Here is a 16,941-nt window from a genome sequence, read left to right as displayed (position 1 = left end):
GGCCTTCTTACTTATCCGCAAACTCATGATTTTTAGGTTTACCATGAGGAATAATCTGCAAATTGAACGGTTGGAACGTGAAAAACTGGAAGAATTAAATAAGTCCAAGCTACAGTTTTTTTCAAATGTCTCACATGAATTTCGAACTCCCTTGACATTAATCATAGGACCTGCCGAGCATATTTTGAATTCCAAAATTGACAGCTCCCTAAAAAAGCAAATCGGCTATATCCACCGCAACGCATTACGTCTATTACGTTTGGTCAATGCCCTGCTTGATCTGCAAAAAGTAGAAAAAAATGAAATGCACCTGAAAGCGCGCTATGGCAATATTGTCAGCTTTGCCAAAGAAATTACCTTAACCTTCGAAGAGTTATCAAAAACCAAAAAAATCAATTTGTCCTTTCATTCTGAAAACGAAAAAATCAATTGCTGGTTCGATCCCGACAAGCTGGATAAAGTAATTTTCAACTTGCTGTCCAATGCATTCAAATTTACATACAAAGGAGGAAATATTTCGGTAGATGTAAGTACCAACAACAATGAGGCCTATCTTCCACCCCTCAACTCCTTTGTAGACATAACCGTTACAGATACAGGCAAGGGGATGAAAGAAGAACATCTTCAAAAAATTTTTGAACGCTTTTATCAGATCGAAGATGAAAATGATGCAGACATACAGGTAGGTACCGGTTTAGGCTTGCATTTGTCAAAATACCTGGTTGAATTGCATCACGGAAAATTAACTGTTTCAAGTAAAGACGGGAAAGGGACAAGATTCGATGTGCTCATGCCACGCAACGGGGACCATTTGAGTCCTCAGGAAAAAGTTTCAGAAAATGACATTCCTGCTAATTCTGAGGAAAAAATAAAAATAAAAACCAGCAAAACGGATATAGTTACAGAATTTTCATCAGATGACGAAACAGAGGATGCTAAGCAAAAATATACCATCCTGGTTGTAGAGGACGATTATGATATAAGAAGTTATATAAAATCAGAGTTTTCAGATCAATATAAAATCATTGAAGCCTCAGATGGTATTGAAGGCTGGTCTTTGGCCCAGAAACAGCAGCCCGAAGTGATCATCAGCGATATTATCATGCCCAGAATGGACGGAATTCAACTTTGCAAAAAAATAAAGACCAATATCCTAACCTGTCATATTCCGGTAATTCTCCTCACTGCCAGAACTTCTATAGAAAACCGAATTGAAGGATTAGAAACCGGAGCCGACTCCTATATTCCCAAACCTTTTCATCCCCAACACCTGAGAATCAGGATAGAAAAACTCATTGAACTGCGTCAAAACCTGATGGCCAAATTTTCAAAATCCATTAGTTTTGAGGCAAAAGAGATGACCATAACCTCAGCCGACGAACGATTCCTGCAAAAAGCAATGGATCTGGTAAAAGCCAATATCTCCAATCCCAACCTGAATATTGAAGAAATGGGTAACGAACTGGGTATAAGCCGGGTACATCTTTACCGTAAACTCAAAGCCCTTACCAACCAAAATCCCAGCGAATTTGTCCGGATTATCCGGTTGAAACAAGCAGCTTACCTGCTGAAACAAAACAAACTTAACATTTCGGAAGTGGCCTATGCTGTAGGATTTAATTCTCATCAATATTTTACCAACTGCTTCCAGAACTATTTCGGAATGTCGCCAACGGAGTACAGTAATAAAACAGGTGAAAACATTAAACAATAGAAAGTTGAATTTTTTGTTTATATAAAATAAGACTACAATTTTTAAAGAATAATCTTAATTTGTATTAAATTAGAATCAAATTCCTATTTTTGTAAGAAATGTGTTAAAAAAATAAATTATGAAAAAATACTCTTCCCTCATCTGCATAGTAATTATAATGCTGGCCTTTTTTTCCTGTAAAAAAGACCATAACGAATCTACGGATTATACTTTTAGAAAAACCACCTGGGGTATGTCCAAGGCAGATGTAAAGAATTCTGAAAGCTCAACCTATCTCTATGCTTTTTCAAATGACAGCGTATTGGCGTTTCAAAGCGAGCAAAATCCGGGTGAATATTATTTCTATGTTTTCAATAACAGCGGAAAGCTTGCCCAGGTTTACAGACAATTTATGTGGTCGCATTCTTCAAATTATAATCTTTATTTCAACGACTATGACAGTATCAAAAGCGAACTGACTGCAAAATACGGGACGCCGGTTTTTGATACCATTGCCTGGAACGACGACAGCTTAAAACCATATAAAGATAAATGGGGACAGGCCTTAATGGAAGGTAACCTGGGATATGCCACAGGATGGGAAAACTCAACATCCCTAATTTACCTTCAAATGATGTCCGTAGATGGGTATTTTGAATTTGGGGTATTGTATGCTCCCCTGTTTTCGAAAAAGAAATCGGGATCCCTTTATAAAGAATCTGCTTATTTCAAACCCATACACTTGGTAAAATAAGGGAAATAAGCAGGCTTTTTCAACATTATAGATCCCTTAACACAGATTTCCTTTATTTAGAAGCCGTTTAACGACATCTTCAGGACGGATGCTGCGAATACACTTACAATCCATCGTCTTGCGGCAATCATTGCACTTTTTGGCCAGTACCAGATAAGAAGCGTGTTGGCCAAGGGGAGCCCACCTTTGAGGATCAATCGGATGCATGGGGGCATACAGGCCTACGGCACATTTACCCAAAGCAGCTGCAATATGCAAAGGCCCGGTGCTTGCCGCTACCAGGACATCAGCTTCTGAGATGAAACTAATCAATTCTGACAGGCTCAATTGACCGGTCAAATCAACCACCCGTTCCCGGTTGGCAACCAGGAATTCATGCATCTGCGCACCCTCAGCCTGCGTGCCGGTAATGAATATCCTGAATTTTTCAGCAGACAATAATTTTATCAATTTCGCGAAATTATCCAATCCCCATTCCCTGGCACTTTTATTCGTTTTAGGATGAAGAATAACATTGGTCAAAGAAGGGGATAATAAATCCGAAAGCTCACTGTTCAAAGGCTTTATTTTTGTTGTCCCGAAATAAGCAGGGATTTCAGATAAAGGAACCGGAGTTTCGGGGATCAGTTGCCTGAGTAAAATTGTATTTAACTGTGCTTCATGCAGATCCGATTTTTTGCGCGAAAAATGTACATTTTCATTGCAGAAGAACCAGTTATAAGGACGGTGACTGGTACCAATCCGCAAAGGGATGCGTGCATCGCAGGCCAATTTCGCAATTTCCTTTCTTGGAAAAACGTGGACAATTACATCTGCCTTTAATTTCTTGAATGTTTCTACCTGTCTGGCATATTCCATGCTTTTAAGTTGGTCCCAGTCCAGAAAACTATCTATAAATTCTGAAGTTTCTACAATTGGTTTGGTATATGTCTTACCCAGAAAAACAATCCTGCAATCCGGATAATATTTTTTCAAAATACCTGCCATTGGCAGGGTAAGAATAACATCTCCGATATTGTCGGTGCGGCTGATTATAAAGGTAGTATTTCTATGCAGATCTCTGTTTCTCATATAATTGTCTTAGTTTGGCATATTTTAAATAAGTGGCAAAGGCCGAAATATAACAAACCACAAATCCATAATAGCCGTCTAAAAAACCCATTTTGACGATATAATCCCGGATAAACTTCCAGCAGGGATTAATTAAAATTTTCAATACAGAGGCCTTCTTCTTTTTCTGAAAAGCCTCAAATGCTGTAATATCGGTAAACTTATTTGCCTGGGCAATATGCTGGCTAACGGAATAATAGGAATAGTGCAGTAAATCCCCCTTTAATACCTCTGTAGAAAAAGGAGCCAGCAGTTCAACTTTCTCGTGAATTTTCACTCCTGCCCATTGCCCTTTTCTTTTATCCCAAAGTCTTAGTTTATAATCGGGATACCAGCTGCCATGCCGGATCCATTTCCCGCAATAGTTGGTCATCCGGCTAAAAATGTACCCATCACTGGTCCAATTTTCTTTCACTTTGAGAATAGAATTCTTTAATTCATCAGAAAGTGCCTCATCGGCATCAAGCGAAAGTATATACGGACAGGTTGCCTGCCCCATGGCCCAGTTCTTTTGCTCAACATAACCGCCAAAGGCATGCTGAATAAAACGTACTGCATATTTCCTGCAGATTGCTTCCGTCTGATCTGTAGAAAAAGAATCAACCACAACTATCTCGTCGGCAATGCCTTGCACTGACCTCAGGCAACGCTCGAGGTTTTGTTCCTCGTTGTAAGTAATAATGATTACGGAAATTGAAGTCATAAAGGATATGATTTTACCTTTTAAGCCCAATAATTACTATTCACTTTCCCCCTTCGTATTATTTGCCTAAGTTTTACATACTTTAAAAAAGTACAACAGGCACAATTAATGCAGATCGTAAGGCCCTGAAATCCATCCAAAAAGCCCAGCCTCAGGATATAATCCTGAAAAAATCTCCAGGATGAGTGAAAGATAATGGTAAAAATACTTGCTTTCCTGCCTATCGCATAATAACTGTTTGCCTGAATGGTTGAAAAAGAATTGATCTGTTCAACATGCTCAGATATTTTGTCAAAAGAATAGTGCAATAATTTTCCTTTCAGCTTGATTTTAGATGCTCCATGCTGAAGTTCAAACCTGTCATGAGGATTTAATCCTGCCCACTGGCCCTTGCGCTTATCGAACAGCCTTAACTTGAAATCCGGATTGAAGCTGCCATAATTAAGCCATCGGCCACAATACTTGGTAAAACGGCTAAAATAATATCCGTCCGACTTCCAGTTGTTCTTAATATACAGGATGCTTTGCTTTAGTTGCTCTGAGATGGCCTCATCCGCATCAATTGACAAAACATAAGGAAAAACCGATTGCTCAGTTGCCCAACGTTTCTGTTCTACATATCCCTGAAATTTATGCTGGATAAAACGGACAGGAAATGCTTCACAAATTTCCCTGGTTTTGTCGAATGAGTAAGAATCAACCACAACAATCTCATCTGCAATTTCACGAACTGACAGCAGGCACCTTTCTATGTTCTCCTCTTCGTTCAGGGTAATAATTACCACAGATAATTTAACCATGAAAAACCATCTTTATGCATCCAAGTAACAAAACCCTAAATTGATAATTAATTCTAAAATACAAAGAAATATTCTTTCTCCAATATTACTCCTGATAATAAACTCTTTTTACGCGGCTGGAAACCCCGGTAAGAATTTCATAAGGAATAGTGCCCAAAAGACTGGCCACATCGGTAATGGTATATGTTTCACCAAAAACAATAACATCGTCTCCCTCTTCAGCTTCTATTCCGGTAATATCAATCATACACAAATCCATGCAGATATTCCCGATAAGGGGTGCGAATTTACCATTGACCAGAAATTTGCCCACGCCATTACTCAGTTTTCTGTTCAACCCGTCGGCATAACCAATGGGAACAATGGCAATTTTTGTATCCCTTGTAGTTTTGCCCTTTCTGCCATAACCAACCGTTTCTCCGCCAGGCACGGTCTTAATTTGTGATATTGTACTTCTTAGCGTACTTACATTCCGGACTTTTGTCTGATCCACAGCACTTATCCCATATATTCCTATGCCCAACCTGACCATATCGAATTGTGCTTCGGGGAAACGCTCAATCCCGGCAGAATTCAAGATATGACGTATGATAGTATAATCAAATGCCTTCATGATTTTACTGCTCATCCGGTCGAAACAGGCAATCTGACTGCGGGTAAATTCATCATGCTTTTCTTCATCAGCACCGGCAAGATGAGAGAAGATTGACTGAACATGAACATTTTTTGCCAGCTTCAGGCTTTCAATGAGTTTGTCAATTTCCTCTTCCATGAAGCCCAGGCGGTGCATACCCGTATCAAGTTTGACATGAATCGGGAAAGAGTCCAGGCCTTTCCTGACCACTGCTTCATTAAATTCTTTGATAGCCGTAAATCCATAAATCTGAGGTTCGAGTTTGTAGTCAATCATCAGATCGTAGCTGGTAACCTCAGGGTTCATGACCAATATGGGCACTGTAATACCTGCATCACGAAGTGAAATGCCTTCGTCGGCAAAGGCTACAGCCAGGTAATCGACCCGCTGATATTGAAGCATATTGGCAATTTCATAAGAACCACTTCCATACGAAAATGCCTTGACCATGACCGTCATTTTGGTCTCCGGCTTTAACTTTGACCTGAAATAATTCAGGTTATGGACCATGGCATTGAGGTTGATTTCAAGGGCAGTACGGTGGGCTTTCTGTTCCAGCACATGCGAAATACGCTCAAATTCAAAGCTTCTGGAACCTTTCAGCAGGATGGCTTCATCCTTAAAATGATCGTTAGCAAAATGAAGTAAAAATTCATGGGTATCCTCAAAAAATTCTTTGTCCATCTTGAACAGATCCTGATTTTTTGAAAGCGCTTTGCCAATTCCAATGAAGCGGGAAATTTTCTTCATCCGCAATAATTCGGAAACCTCGGCATAGAGTTCTCTCTCTTCCCTTCCACTTTGCAAAATATCTGAAAGAATAAGGGTATGTTTTACATGCTGGCGTTGCTGGTTTAAAAAATCAAGTGCTATGCCCAATGATATCAAATCGCTGTTATAGCTGTCATTGATGATTGTACAGTGATTGATCCCGTGCTTCATCTCCAGTCTCATAGCCACAGGAGCCAAGACCTTCATCTTCTCCCTGATAAAATTATTTTGAAGCCTGAAATACAAAGCAAATGCCCAGACATTGATAGCGTTCTCGATAGAACCTTTATCCGTGAAAGGAATAGTAATATCGACAACTTCCCCTTCAAATACAGCTTTTATTTCTGTGAACGTATCTCCGGTATTTATCGATTTTATGGACAGATCGGCCTTTTCCTTTTGCGACCAGGTAAAAAGCCTGGTATTCTTAAGATCAGCATCTGCTTTAATCCGTTTATCAATCTCCTGCTGGTCCTTACAATAAATTAAAATCTTACAATTTCTAAAGAGCTTCAGTTTTTCATCAATCTTTTCATCATAACTGCTGAAATTTTCCTGATGAGCAGGGCCAATATTGGTAAATATGCCCACTTCAGGAACGATGATCTCGTGAAGTTTCTCCATCTCCCCCTTTTGAGAAATACCGGCTTCAATAACAGCCAGATCATAATCTGTATCGAGCAGCCAAACGGAAAGGGGAACACCTATCTGCGAATTATAACTTTTTGGGCTGCGGACCATCCTTTTGGCACCTTCCAATACCTGGAATATCCACTCTTTAACGATGGTTTTTCCATTACTGCCGGTAATCCCCACAACGGGATAATGAAACTTACGGCGATGAAAAGTGCAAAGTTGTTGAAGCGCAACAAGGGTATCCGGAACCAGGACAAAATTTGCCAGGGGATATTTGTCGAAACTTTCAGGCAGCTCGCTGACTACAAAATTACATACTCCTTTTTTATATAATTCCTGAATAAAATCGTGCCCGTTACGTCTTTTACTGACCAAGGCAAAAAACAAAGTATCTGAGGGAGAAGCTACTAACCTGCTGTCGGTGAGCAAATATTTAACATTACCGGGTTGATTCTGAATTAATTTTCCTTTTACAATTTTAGCTATTTCAGCTATTGTATAAATCAACATGACTTTCTATTTTTATCTATTAATCAGTTTAAAGCAATAAATTATTTTAACGCTTAACATCCATGAATATTAAAGGCCAAAACTACAAAATTTCTAAGCATAAAATTTTCTTTAAGACTATTCTGTCGTTTCTCCTTATCTAACTTTCAGAATTTCTTTGCAATATTCTGAAAGAATATCATGGTTTTTAAATTAATTTTGCAAAAGTACGGAAAAAGAGAATTTCACCACATTATTTATTTCTTATGGAACAGAATAATTTATTTGGGTCGGTAAAAGAAGATTTGCAGAAAATAGACTATTTCACCGAAATACTTATAAATGACCCCAAAGTTTCGGAAATAGAACTGGATATAGTTCTCGAGAAAATCAGGCATCTTTATGACTGCCTGCTGGACATAAAACGGAGCAGAAAGAATCATCAGCCGGAAATGCAAACTATTCCCGAACCTGAAATAGAGAAGGTAGAAGCCCCTGACCCTGACCCTGCTCCTGCTCCTGAATTTTCGGAAGAACTGGAATTTGAAACAGCCCCTGAAACTCAAAATATTGCTCCTCCTGTTGAAAAGGAGGTTGCTCCAATTCAGGTAGAAAACCAATCCGTTCAGCCTCCCCGAAAAGAAGAAATTGTTGCAGATTCAGTCAGGCATACCCAAACCATAAAAGTGGAAGCCACCAGCATTGCTGAAAGTCTTATAACAAAAAATACTTCGCTGAACGATGCTTTTGCCAAGGACAGGCCGGCAGCTTCCAACTTTTCGTCGACCATGCAAAATACTCCGATCAGTAATCTAAAATCAGCTATTGGTGTAAATGATAAATTTCTTTTCATTCGCGAACTTTTCATGGGTAATGCCGATTTATATAACCAGACCATTGACATACTGAACAACGCTGCTAATTTTAATGAAGCCTTTAATTATGTGGATTCAAAATTCAGCTGGAAACGCGATAATCCGGTGACCCAGAAATTATTTGAACTGCTCAGAAGGAAATATATTTCAGGCAGAAATTAACTTGTTTAAATTTAATATGTTACGACACTTCTTGTTTCTAATTCCTGCATTACTTCTGCATACTTCTGCTTATAGCCAGGACAGCACCTATGTGAGGAAAACACTATCTTTGCTTTGCTCGCCCGAATATGCCGGAAGGGGATATGTAAAAAAAGGTGCTGAACGTACAGCTACTTTTCTTTCAACCGAAATGCAAAGACTTGGAATCAGGCCTCTTGTTAAAAATTACGAACAGAAATATTATTTACCGGTCAATACTTTCCCCTATCAAACAGAAGTGAAAATTGATAATCAGACACTTATTCCCGGGAAGGATTACCTGATTGGCCCTGCATCTCCTTCATGTAAAGGAAACTTTATGATTTGCCGGATAGATTCGGGAAAGGTAAAAAACAAAAAGGACCTTGCCGGTTATTTCAATAAAGACCTGAAAAAAAGTTTTGTTGTAATAGATACTTCGGGAATACGCAACAATCCACTCAAAGAATTGCTCGGGCAAATAGTTGAATGGAATCTGCTCAATGCTAAAGGGATTATTACTGTTTCTTCAAAAGAGCTGTCGTGGTCGCAAAGCCCGGTGCTTAATAATTTCACTTCCATTCTGGTCAAAAAAGAAATTCTTCCCGATTCGGCAAAGACTGCTGAAATAAATATTAAATCAAAATATTTAAAACATTGTAAAGCCAGCAATATTGCCGGATATATTGAAGGGCAAACAGACAGTTGCCTTGTGTTTACCGCACATTATGACCATCTGGGCATGATGGGCGATGTTTATTTCCCCGGGGCGAATGACAATGCCTTCTCGGTTGCCATGATACTCGATATGGCCAGACATTACCAAAACGCAGCAAAACCAAAATATTCACTTGTCTTTTTGCTGTTCAGCGGAGAAGAAGATGGTCTTCTGGGCTCGGATTATTTTTCCAAACATCCTTTGTTCCCTTTAGAGAAAATCAAGTTTCTGATCAATCTTGACGTGGATGCCACCGGTGAGGACGGAATTACCGTTGTCAATGCCACGGTACATAAGGAACAGTACAACCGGCTTACTGAGATAAACAACCGGAATCAATACATGAAGAATGTTGCATCCAGGGGCCCGGCGCGCAACAGCGATCATTATCCCTTTTATGCCAAAAATGTTCCCTGCTTCTTTATTTATGCCCGCGGCAAAGAAGCACATTACCACAATCCCGGCGATACTCCGGAAAACCTGACCCTTAACCAATACAGACATTTCTTTCACCTGATCACTGATTTTACCGATTCATTTTAAATTTTTTGTACATGAGTAAGCTTTATATTGTTCCGACGCCAATTGGAAATCTTGACGACATCACCTTCAGGGCGCTGAAAGTATTGAAAGAAGTGGATTGTATCCTTGCTGAAGACACACGTACCAGCTCCGTTCTGCTGAAGCATTTTCAGATAGAAAATAAATTACAGTCCCATCACGCATTTAATGAGCACCAGACGGTTGAAGATGTGTCCAACCGCATAGCAAGGGGCGAAAATATTGCCTTGATTTCCGATGCCGGTACTCCCGGAATTTCCGATCCCGGATTTATGCTGGTGAGAGCCTGCCTCCAAAAAGGAGTGGAAGTAGAATGCCTGCCGGGTGCCACGGCCCTAATCCCTGCCTTGGTTAACTCCGGCTTGCCCTGCGACAGGTTTTGCTTTGAAGGTTTCCTGCCTCAAAAGAAGGGCCGCCAGAAACAGCTTAAACAGCTGACGGAAGAAACAAGGACCATGGTTTTCTATGAATCACCTTTCCGCCTGCTGAAAGCCCTGAAAGAAATGGCTACTTATTTCGGCGAAGACAGAATAGCCAGTGTTTCAAGGGAACTCACCAAAATTCACGAGGAAAATGTCAGGGCTACCCTGGCCCAACTTTTTGAATATTTCAGCCAGAAAACAATTAAAGGCGAAATTGTTATTGTAGTAGCCGGAAAAAGCAGTAAAGAAAAAGAATAAAAAAACTAAACTTCTCATTGTAAAATAATGATTTTCATCGATATACTTAAACAATCCATAGTCATTGCCACTTTTGTGATGATTACCATGTTGCTCATCGAATACATCAATGTCAAATCAAAAGGGACCTGGGCAAAATACATGCAGCGTTCGGGATGGCTACAACTATTGACCTGCGGCATATTGGGAGTCATGCCGGGATGCCTGGGCTCTTATGTTGTTGTTTCCCTGTATTCGCATAGCATTGTCAGCTTCGGGGCACTGGTTACTGCACTTCTGGCCAACTTTGGAGATGAAGCTTACGTCATGTTTTCCTTATTCCCTGCTGTTACCCTGAAACTTACCTTCCTTATTCTTGCCCTTGCCCTGATAGTGGGCATGCTGGTGGATTTCTTCTTTAAACCCCACTTCATTCCTGCGGATAATAAGACGCACCTGGTATTGCACCAAGACGAGATCGACCAACATTCTTACAAAACCGAAAGCATAATCAAACAAATTAAAAATATCAGTTTCCAAAGGGCGGTTTTGATTTTCGGACTGATCTTATTTGTTCTGGCCGTATCAACCGGGACCATTGGAGAGGACACCATGCCGGGTGTTACAGGCCACTGGAACTGGGTAAATATTACTTTCCTGATCGTATCACTAATGGCTTTGTTTGTGGTGATTGATGTCCCTGATCATTTTCTGGAGGAACACCTTTGGAAACACATCATCAAAAAGCACTTCCTGAAAATCTTCTTATGGACTTTCGGTGCCCTGTTAATTATCCAGATACTCTTACACTACCTCAACCTGGGGGCATGGGTCAAATCAAACGAATTGACTATCCTGGTTATTGCATTGCTGGTGGGCATTATACCAGAATCAGGGCCCAACCTGATATTTGTGACCATGTTTGCAAACGGCGTCATCCCTTTCAGCATATTATTTGCCAATTCCATTGTCCAGGACGGCCATGCAGGCCTGCCCATGCTGGCCGAATCAAAGAAGAGCTGGCTGGCTGCCAAAGCCATTAACCTGGCTGTTGGCATAGCCATAGGACTGATTGGACATTTCATGGGATGGTAGGCTTTCAGGCTCCTTCACTGCAAGGAAACTACTTAAAATAATTTCTTAAAATCAATATTCCCCGTGCGGATGAGTTTCTTGCCTGTCCTTGACAATTTTAATTTCCCCGCATAAAAGATGAAATACATCACGGGGATTAACACCAAGGTCAGGAACGTGGCAAAGCTAAGGCCAAAGATGATAGCCCAGGCCAACGAGCCAAAGAAGGTGACATTTTCACCACCAAAATGTATATGAGGATTAAAGTTTGTGAAAAGAGCACCGAAATCAATGTTTAATCCCACAGCCAGAGGAATCAGTCCAAGAATGGTTGCTGTAGCGGTTAGCAATACAGGTATGATACGGGTCTTCCCGGCCAGAATGATAGCAGGACGAGTCCTCATCTTCTTCTCCTTCAGCCTGTCGGTAAACTCAACAAGCAGAATCCCGTTTCGCACCACTATTCCGGCTAATGCAACAATCCCCAACCCTGTCATAATAATGGAAATACTCATGTTGAAAATTGTATAACCCAGCAAAACACCGATCAGACTAAAGATTACTTCAGTGAGTATAATAAACGGCTTGCTCATTGAATTAAACTGGGTAATCAGAATAAACATGATCAGGAATAAAGACAGCAGCATGGCTTTCCCGAGAAAACTCGATGATTCCTGCTGATATTCCTGCTCGCCGGTGAGCTGAATATCAATCCCTTTTTTCTTATTGAAACCAGGGATAGACATCTTGATGACATTGACAATCTCATTTGCATTATAACCGGTGATAACATTTGATGTGATCGTAATTACCCGCTTCAGGTTAATCCTTTTTATCCCACCATAAGTATTGGTGTATCTGATTTTTGCCACGGAAGAAAGCGGGATTTGTCTAAGTATACCGCTTGTCATATCGCGGTAAGTAATCTTCAGGTCCAAAAGCCGGTCAATATTTTTCCTTTGAAATTCGCTATACCGTAATTCAATAGGCCACTGATCTTCGCCTTCACGGTATTTTGAAACTTCAAAACCCAAAATAGCCGTACGAAGCTCATTCCCCACCTGGCCACTGGTAATGCCCTCGCGATTGGCCCGTTCCCGGTCAATGTCAATCACAATTTCGGGCTTACCTAATTCAAAATCGGATTTCAGTTTTTCAATACCCGGGATATGCTGCGAATCGATATAGCGGATGAAATTTTCGGAAGAAGCAATCAGTTCATCCAGATTATTTCCACTTACTTCTATATTGATCTCCTTACCCGTAGGAGGGCCCATCCTGTTTTTTTCCACAGTTATTTCGGCCCCCGAAATTCCCTGTACAGACAGCCGGATATCCTCCATGCATTTGGTCGTGGAAAAATCTTTCCGGTACTTGAATTCCACAAAGTTAACTGTAACCTTTGCCTTATTCGAAGATTTTGTAGTATTGTCGAAAAATGAATCGGAAGCACCCAAAGCCACATTGGTAATTACTGATTCCACATAAGGATTCTCTTTACCCAATACATTCTGCAGCCGCTTTTCCACCACCAATGCAAGGGAATCGGTCACGGTTACGGAAGTTCCAACAGGTGTTTTAATGAAAATATAAACATTGTTCGGTTCATTGATAGGGAAAAAAACCACCTTTGGTTTCCTTATGCCCATAAATACGAAAGTAAGGATGAACAGCCCAATCATCCCGAAAAACAGGTAATAAGGACGCCTTTTATAAAGTACAAAATTCAGTAGCCTTTCGTAACGCCGAAGGAGGCCCGGAATATAGCTTTTCTGGAAGCTAAGCAAAATTTTGTACCCTATAAAATTATGCCAGAGCACGAATAAGGCTATAAAAACAGTAAAATTACCGGCTCCTGTACTCCCTGCAAGATAAAACACAATAGCAAACAACAAAATAAAACCGGTAATAGTAAATATCGTCTTTTTAGAAAGCTGTTTTTCCATTTCCTCGTCCTGCTTCATAAACGATACAGCAAAAACCGGATTGATAATATAAGCCACTATCAAAGATGCAAATAGGGTCATAATTAAGGTTACGGGAATGAAATACATGAATTTTCCGACAATGCCAGGCCAGAACGCCAGTGGGAAAAACGGGGCCAAGGTGGTTAAAGTACCTGAGAGAATGGGCATAAAGACCTCGCCCGCTGCAAACTTGGCAGAGGTAACAATATCCATCCGGGTTTGCTTAAACACCCGGTGGGTATTTTCAATGACAACAATGGCATCGTCCACCACTATTCCTAAAGCAAAAATAAAGGAAAACATTACCAGCATATTCATGGTAAACCCAAGGGCAGGCATGACAATGTATGCCAATGATATGGAAAGGGGTACAGAAAGGCCGACAAAAATGGCATTGGTCAAGCCCATGAAAAACATCAGCACCAGGGTAACTAAAATAAATCCGATGATGATGGTGTTGTTGAGGTCAGTCAGCGTATTCCGCGTATATTTGGACATATCGCCCGTAATGGTAACTTTCAGCCTGGAAGGCAGATCGCTTTGCCGCATTTCTTCAACAATTTTCTTGATCTCATCGGAAGCCACCAGCAAATTCTGCCCGCTTTTCTTGATCACATTCAGTGTAATCACATTTTGATTATTCAACCTGGCATAACTTTCCTGTTCATGAAAACTGTCCTTTACCTGGGCAATATCCCTGAGCATAACCTGCGCCCCGCTTGAAGTGTTGAAAACAATATTATTAATCTGATCAATATTGGTAAACTCGCCCACCACCCGGATAGAACGCTTCATTCCCTGCATATCAATTGATCCTCCGGAAATAGTCATGTTCTCGTAAGCCACAGCCCTTTCAATATCAGAAAAAGTGACACTTGCAGCCTGCATCTTGTACATATCAACATCAATCTGTATTTCCCGGTCAAGTGCACCGACAATATCAACTCTGGTAATTTCCTTAAGCGCCTCAATCCTGTCCTGCATCATGTCTGCATACTTTTTAAGATTAGCCAGGTCAATGTTCCCGGACAGATTGAGGTACATGATGGGAATTTCAGAAAAATCAATATCCATGACCGAAGGTTCCTGAGGAAGGTTATTGGGAAGGTCGGATTTGGTCTTGTCCACTGCATCTTTCACTTTCTGCTTGGCGTCTTCAACCTTTACGTTGGTATTAAATTCCACGACAATGGAAGAAAAATCCTGAATGGAATTGCTGCTGATCTTCTTAACCCCGTTGATGGATTTAAGGTTCTTTTCTATGGGGCGGGTGATAAGGTTTTCGATGTCACTTGGTGAAGTACCAGGATATATCGTGTTTACAATAATCGTAGGAATGACCAGCTCAGGAAATTGTTCCTTTGGAATGCTCCGGTAATTCAACATCCCAAACACAGCAATAATTACAGCCAGAACATATATGCTGGTTTTGTTATCAATTGACCAACTGGTAGGCTTAAATTCCTTAAATTTACTTTCCATCTGTATGAGAATTAAATGGATGGTGAATCAATTTTATTTAAAGCTTATATTCATTGGTTTTTTTATAGTTATAAGTTTACTTTCTCATTATCTTCAAGATCCTGGTAACCCGAAGTAATCACTTTCTCCCCGGCACTGAGCCCTTTGGTTATTTCAACCAGTCCGTTGTAGGTCTGCCCCGGCTTCACTGCCCGGCGTCTGGCAACCCATTGCTTAGTGTTTTTTTGGGCAACAAAAACATAATCGCCATTTACATCAGATTGAACCACATTGACCGGCAGGACGACTGCACTTGAATTTTTGTAATCGTTAATTCTCAAAACAGCAATCATGTTGGCTTTATAATTATTCACCCCTTTGGGAAACCGGGCTTCAACAACAAAAGTCCGGTTTACGGGATTAATGTATTTACTGGCAAAGCTGATCCTGGCATTCACCTCCCGGTTGATATCGGGAAATCTAAGGATGACCTGGTCACCTTTCTTAATTTTTGAAGTATAAGCCTCAGCCACTTCAGCCGTCACTTTGACGCTGGCAAAATTCACCACCCTGAATGCGGCAAAGTTGGGCGTTGGTGAAACCATTTGCCCAATTTTCACATTGACTTCTTCCACTGTCCCGTTTATCGGGGATTTGATCCGGGTCATGTCAATCTGATCCTTCAGGGTAACGATTCTTTTCTCCAAACTTTCCTTGTCATTCTTTGCTTTCAGGTATTGCATCTCTGTTCCTATTTTCTGATCCCACAGGCTCTTTTGCTTAAGATAGGCGTCAGTGGCAAAATCAAGCGCAGTTTCCAGCTCCTTAAGCTGCTGCAGCATCACAGAGTTATCCAGTTGGGCCAGAATCTGCCCTTTACGAACGAGCGACCCTTCATTCACATATTTTGATATTACCACCCCGCCTGTTTTGGGACTGATCGCCACATTTTCGTCCCCATCAAGTTTACCCTGAACCTCAATATAATGGTTAAAAGGTTGCAACAACACGCCGGTAACAGCTACCTGATTAAGATTATTTTTTGAAGAATCTCTTGCCCCGTCAATATTTTCTCTTTCAAGTTTATTGATCTGGCTGGTCAATTCATCGCGCTGCTTCCTTAATTTTTCAAGTTTCGCCTGCGGATTATTCCCACCACATGAGAAAAGAAACAAACATAACAGCAGGATAGTGAAATTGGTTTTCATAATTCGAAAGATTAATCGTTATCAGTTCCCGGTTAAATATTTTTCCAATCTGGTTTTCAGGTTTAAAACCTCAAGCACAGAATTATAATAACTCATTTCAGTCTGCAGGTACTGACTTTGAGCCTGCGTAAGTTCAAAACTACTTGCCGTTCCCTGGTTGAATTTTGATAAGGTAATGTCATATACTTTCTGCGTCAGGACTTCATTGTCCTTCAAATTCATCATTTTGTTGTAGGAAGTGATCATATTGTCGCGGGTTTGCTGGAAATCAAGTTCCAAACCCTGCTCTGCCTGAAATCTTGTGGTTCTGGCCTTTTCGAGTTGCAGTTTAGCCTGGCTAACCTGAGTGCTGCGCATCCCGCTGCTGAAAATGGGTACATCCAGCGAAATCCCCAATATATTAGGCGGTGTAGTATTAAATAACGGGCTCCTGGCCAGTACCTGGTGAAGGTAAACAGCCGACAAAACTGGCAGATACCTGCTTTCAGCCCTTCTTATCTGAAGAACCGATGCTTTTTCATTGGTTTGCAGAATTTTAGAATCTATATATTCCTGCACCTTAAATCTTTCTGTTGACATCAATGGAAACATAGCCTGTTTTATAAATGTTTCCACCGAATCACTTAATGCTATTTGGTGATTGATATC

At 40.6% G+C, this 16,941-nt stretch carries 13 protein-coding genes; 6 read left to right on the top strand and 7 right to left on the bottom strand.

The window, feature by feature from the left end:
- Nucleotides 1-1,714, top strand: a 1,714-nt coding sequence (locus tag Q8907_03515) for a response regulator (protein ID MDP4273331.1), incomplete at its 5' end; no start/stop codon positions are given.
- 118 nt (nt 1,715-1,832) lie between these two features.
- Nucleotides 1,833-2,447, top strand: coding sequence for a hypothetical protein (locus Q8907_03510; GenBank protein ID MDP4273330.1), 615 nt, complete (start codon nt 1,833-1,835; stop codon nt 2,445-2,447).
- 36 nt (nt 2,448-2,483) lie between these two features.
- On the opposite strand, the gene Q8907_03505 is transcribed toward Q8907_03510, so the two are convergent.
- The 4 genes from Q8907_03505 to Q8907_03490 all read right to left on the bottom strand — a co-directional run bounded on the left by Q8907_03505 (nt 2,484) and on the right by Q8907_03490 (nt 7,611).
- Nucleotides 2,484-3,518 carry a glycosyltransferase family 9 protein gene (locus tag Q8907_03505; protein MDP4273329.1) on the bottom strand — a complete coding sequence of 345 codons (1,035 nt, stop codon included), beginning with the start codon at nt 3,516-3,518 and terminating at the stop codon, nt 2,484-2,486.
- The gene (locus tag Q8907_03500; GenBank protein ID MDP4273328.1) at nt 3,496-4,260 is read right to left on the bottom strand and encodes a glycosyltransferase family 2 protein; all 765 of its coding nucleotides are present in this window, start codon (nt 4,258-4,260) and stop codon (nt 3,496-3,498) included. The genes Q8907_03505 and Q8907_03500 overlap by 23 nt, the downstream gene beginning before the upstream one ends.
- A 20-nt stretch (nt 4,261-4,280) precedes the next feature.
- Complete coding sequence (locus tag Q8907_03495; protein ID MDP4273327.1) at nt 4,281-5,060, bottom strand: glycosyltransferase family 2 protein; 780 nt, start codon at nt 5,058-5,060, stop codon at nt 4,281-4,283.
- An 85-nt stretch (nt 5,061-5,145) separates the two neighbouring features.
- Nucleotides 5,146-7,611: a bifunctional UDP-N-acetylmuramoyl-tripeptide:D-alanyl-D-alanine ligase/alanine racemase gene (locus Q8907_03490; protein ID MDP4273326.1), complete on the bottom strand. Its 2,466-nt coding sequence runs from the start codon at nt 7,609-7,611 to the stop codon at nt 5,146-5,148.
- Between the two features lie 245 nt (nt 7,612-7,856).
- Here Q8907_03490 and Q8907_03485 point away from each other — a divergent pair, with 245 nt between their 5' ends.
- Genes Q8907_03485 through Q8907_03470 form a run of 4 tightly spaced genes read left to right on the top strand, consistent with a single transcriptional unit; the run spans nt 7,857 to nt 11,678 of the window.
- Complete coding sequence (locus Q8907_03485; GenBank protein MDP4273325.1) at nt 7,857-8,627, top strand: hypothetical protein; 771 nt, start codon at nt 7,857-7,859, stop codon at nt 8,625-8,627.
- 16 nt (nt 8,628-8,643) lie between these two features.
- The gene (locus Q8907_03480) at nt 8,644-9,906 is read left to right on the top strand and encodes a M28 family peptidase (GenBank protein MDP4273324.1); all 1,263 of its coding nucleotides are present in this window, start codon (nt 8,644-8,646) and stop codon (nt 9,904-9,906) included.
- An 11-nt stretch (nt 9,907-9,917) separates the two neighbouring features.
- A complete protein-coding gene (gene rsmI / locus Q8907_03475) occupies nt 9,918-10,604 on the top strand; it encodes a 16S rRNA (cytidine(1402)-2'-O)-methyltransferase (GenBank protein ID MDP4273323.1) in 687 nt (228 codons plus the stop codon).
- Nucleotides 10,605-10,631: 27 nt separating this feature from the next.
- The gene (locus tag Q8907_03470) at nt 10,632-11,678 is read left to right on the top strand and encodes a putative manganese transporter (GenBank protein ID MDP4273322.1); all 1,047 of its coding nucleotides are present in this window, start codon (nt 10,632-10,634) and stop codon (nt 11,676-11,678) included.
- Between the two features lie 32 nt (nt 11,679-11,710).
- Here the strand turns inward: Q8907_03470 and Q8907_03465 are convergent, their stop codons facing one another.
- The 3 genes from Q8907_03465 to Q8907_03455 all read right to left on the bottom strand — a co-directional run.
- Nucleotides 11,711-15,106 carry an efflux RND transporter permease subunit gene (locus tag Q8907_03465; protein MDP4273321.1) on the bottom strand — a complete coding sequence of 1,132 codons (3,396 nt, stop codon included), beginning with the start codon at nt 15,104-15,106 and terminating at the stop codon, nt 11,711-11,713.
- 68 nt (nt 15,107-15,174) lie between these two features.
- On the bottom strand, nt 15,175-16,293 hold the full coding sequence (locus Q8907_03460; protein MDP4273320.1) for an efflux RND transporter periplasmic adaptor subunit: 1,119 nt from the start codon (nt 16,291-16,293) through the stop codon (nt 15,175-15,177).
- A 21-nt stretch (nt 16,294-16,314) separates the two neighbouring features.
- A partial coding sequence (locus Q8907_03455; GenBank protein MDP4273319.1) for a TolC family protein occupies nt 16,315-16,941 on the bottom strand: 627 nt, incomplete at its 5' end.

The organism is Bacteroidota bacterium (assembly GCA_030706565.1).
Lineage (GTDB): Bacteria > Bacteroidota > Bacteroidia > Bacteroidales > JAUZOH01 > JAUZOH01.
This window is presented reverse-complemented; position numbering and strand designations above follow the sequence as displayed.

Excerpts from the sequence above, each read along its gene's own strand:
- rsmI (MDP4273323.1), top strand. The coding sequence starts at position 9,918 with ATGAGTAAGCTTTATATTGTTCCGACGCCAATTGGAAATCTTGACGAC.
- Q8907_03500 (MDP4273328.1), bottom strand. The coding sequence starts at position 4,260 with ATGACTTCAATTTCCGTAATCATTATTACTTACAACGAGGAACAAAAC.
- Q8907_03470 (MDP4273322.1), top strand. The coding sequence starts at position 10,632 with ATGATTTTCATCGATATACTTAAACAATCCATAGTCATTGCCACTTTT.
- Q8907_03505 (MDP4273329.1), bottom strand. The coding sequence starts at position 3,518 with ATGAGAAACAGAGATCTGCATAGAAATACTACCTTTATAATCAGCCGC.
- Q8907_03510 (MDP4273330.1), top strand. The coding sequence starts at position 1,833 with ATGAAAAAATACTCTTCCCTCATCTGCATAGTAATTATAATGCTGGCC.
- Q8907_03465 (MDP4273321.1), bottom strand. The coding sequence starts at position 15,106 with ATGGAAAGTAAATTTAAGGAATTTAAGCCTACCAGTTGGTCAATTGAT.
- Q8907_03490 (MDP4273326.1), bottom strand. The coding sequence starts at position 7,611 with ATGTTGATTTATACAATAGCTGAAATAGCTAAAATTGTAAAAGGAAAA.
- Q8907_03480 (MDP4273324.1), top strand. The coding sequence starts at position 8,644 with ATGTTACGACACTTCTTGTTTCTAATTCCTGCATTACTTCTGCATACT.
- Q8907_03495 (MDP4273327.1), bottom strand. The coding sequence starts at position 5,060 with ATGGTTAAATTATCTGTGGTAATTATTACCCTGAACGAAGAGGAGAAC.
- Q8907_03485 (MDP4273325.1), top strand. The coding sequence starts at position 7,857 with ATGGAACAGAATAATTTATTTGGGTCGGTAAAAGAAGATTTGCAGAAA.
- Q8907_03460 (MDP4273320.1), bottom strand. The coding sequence starts at position 16,293 with ATGAAAACCAATTTCACTATCCTGCTGTTATGTTTGTTTCTTTTCTCA.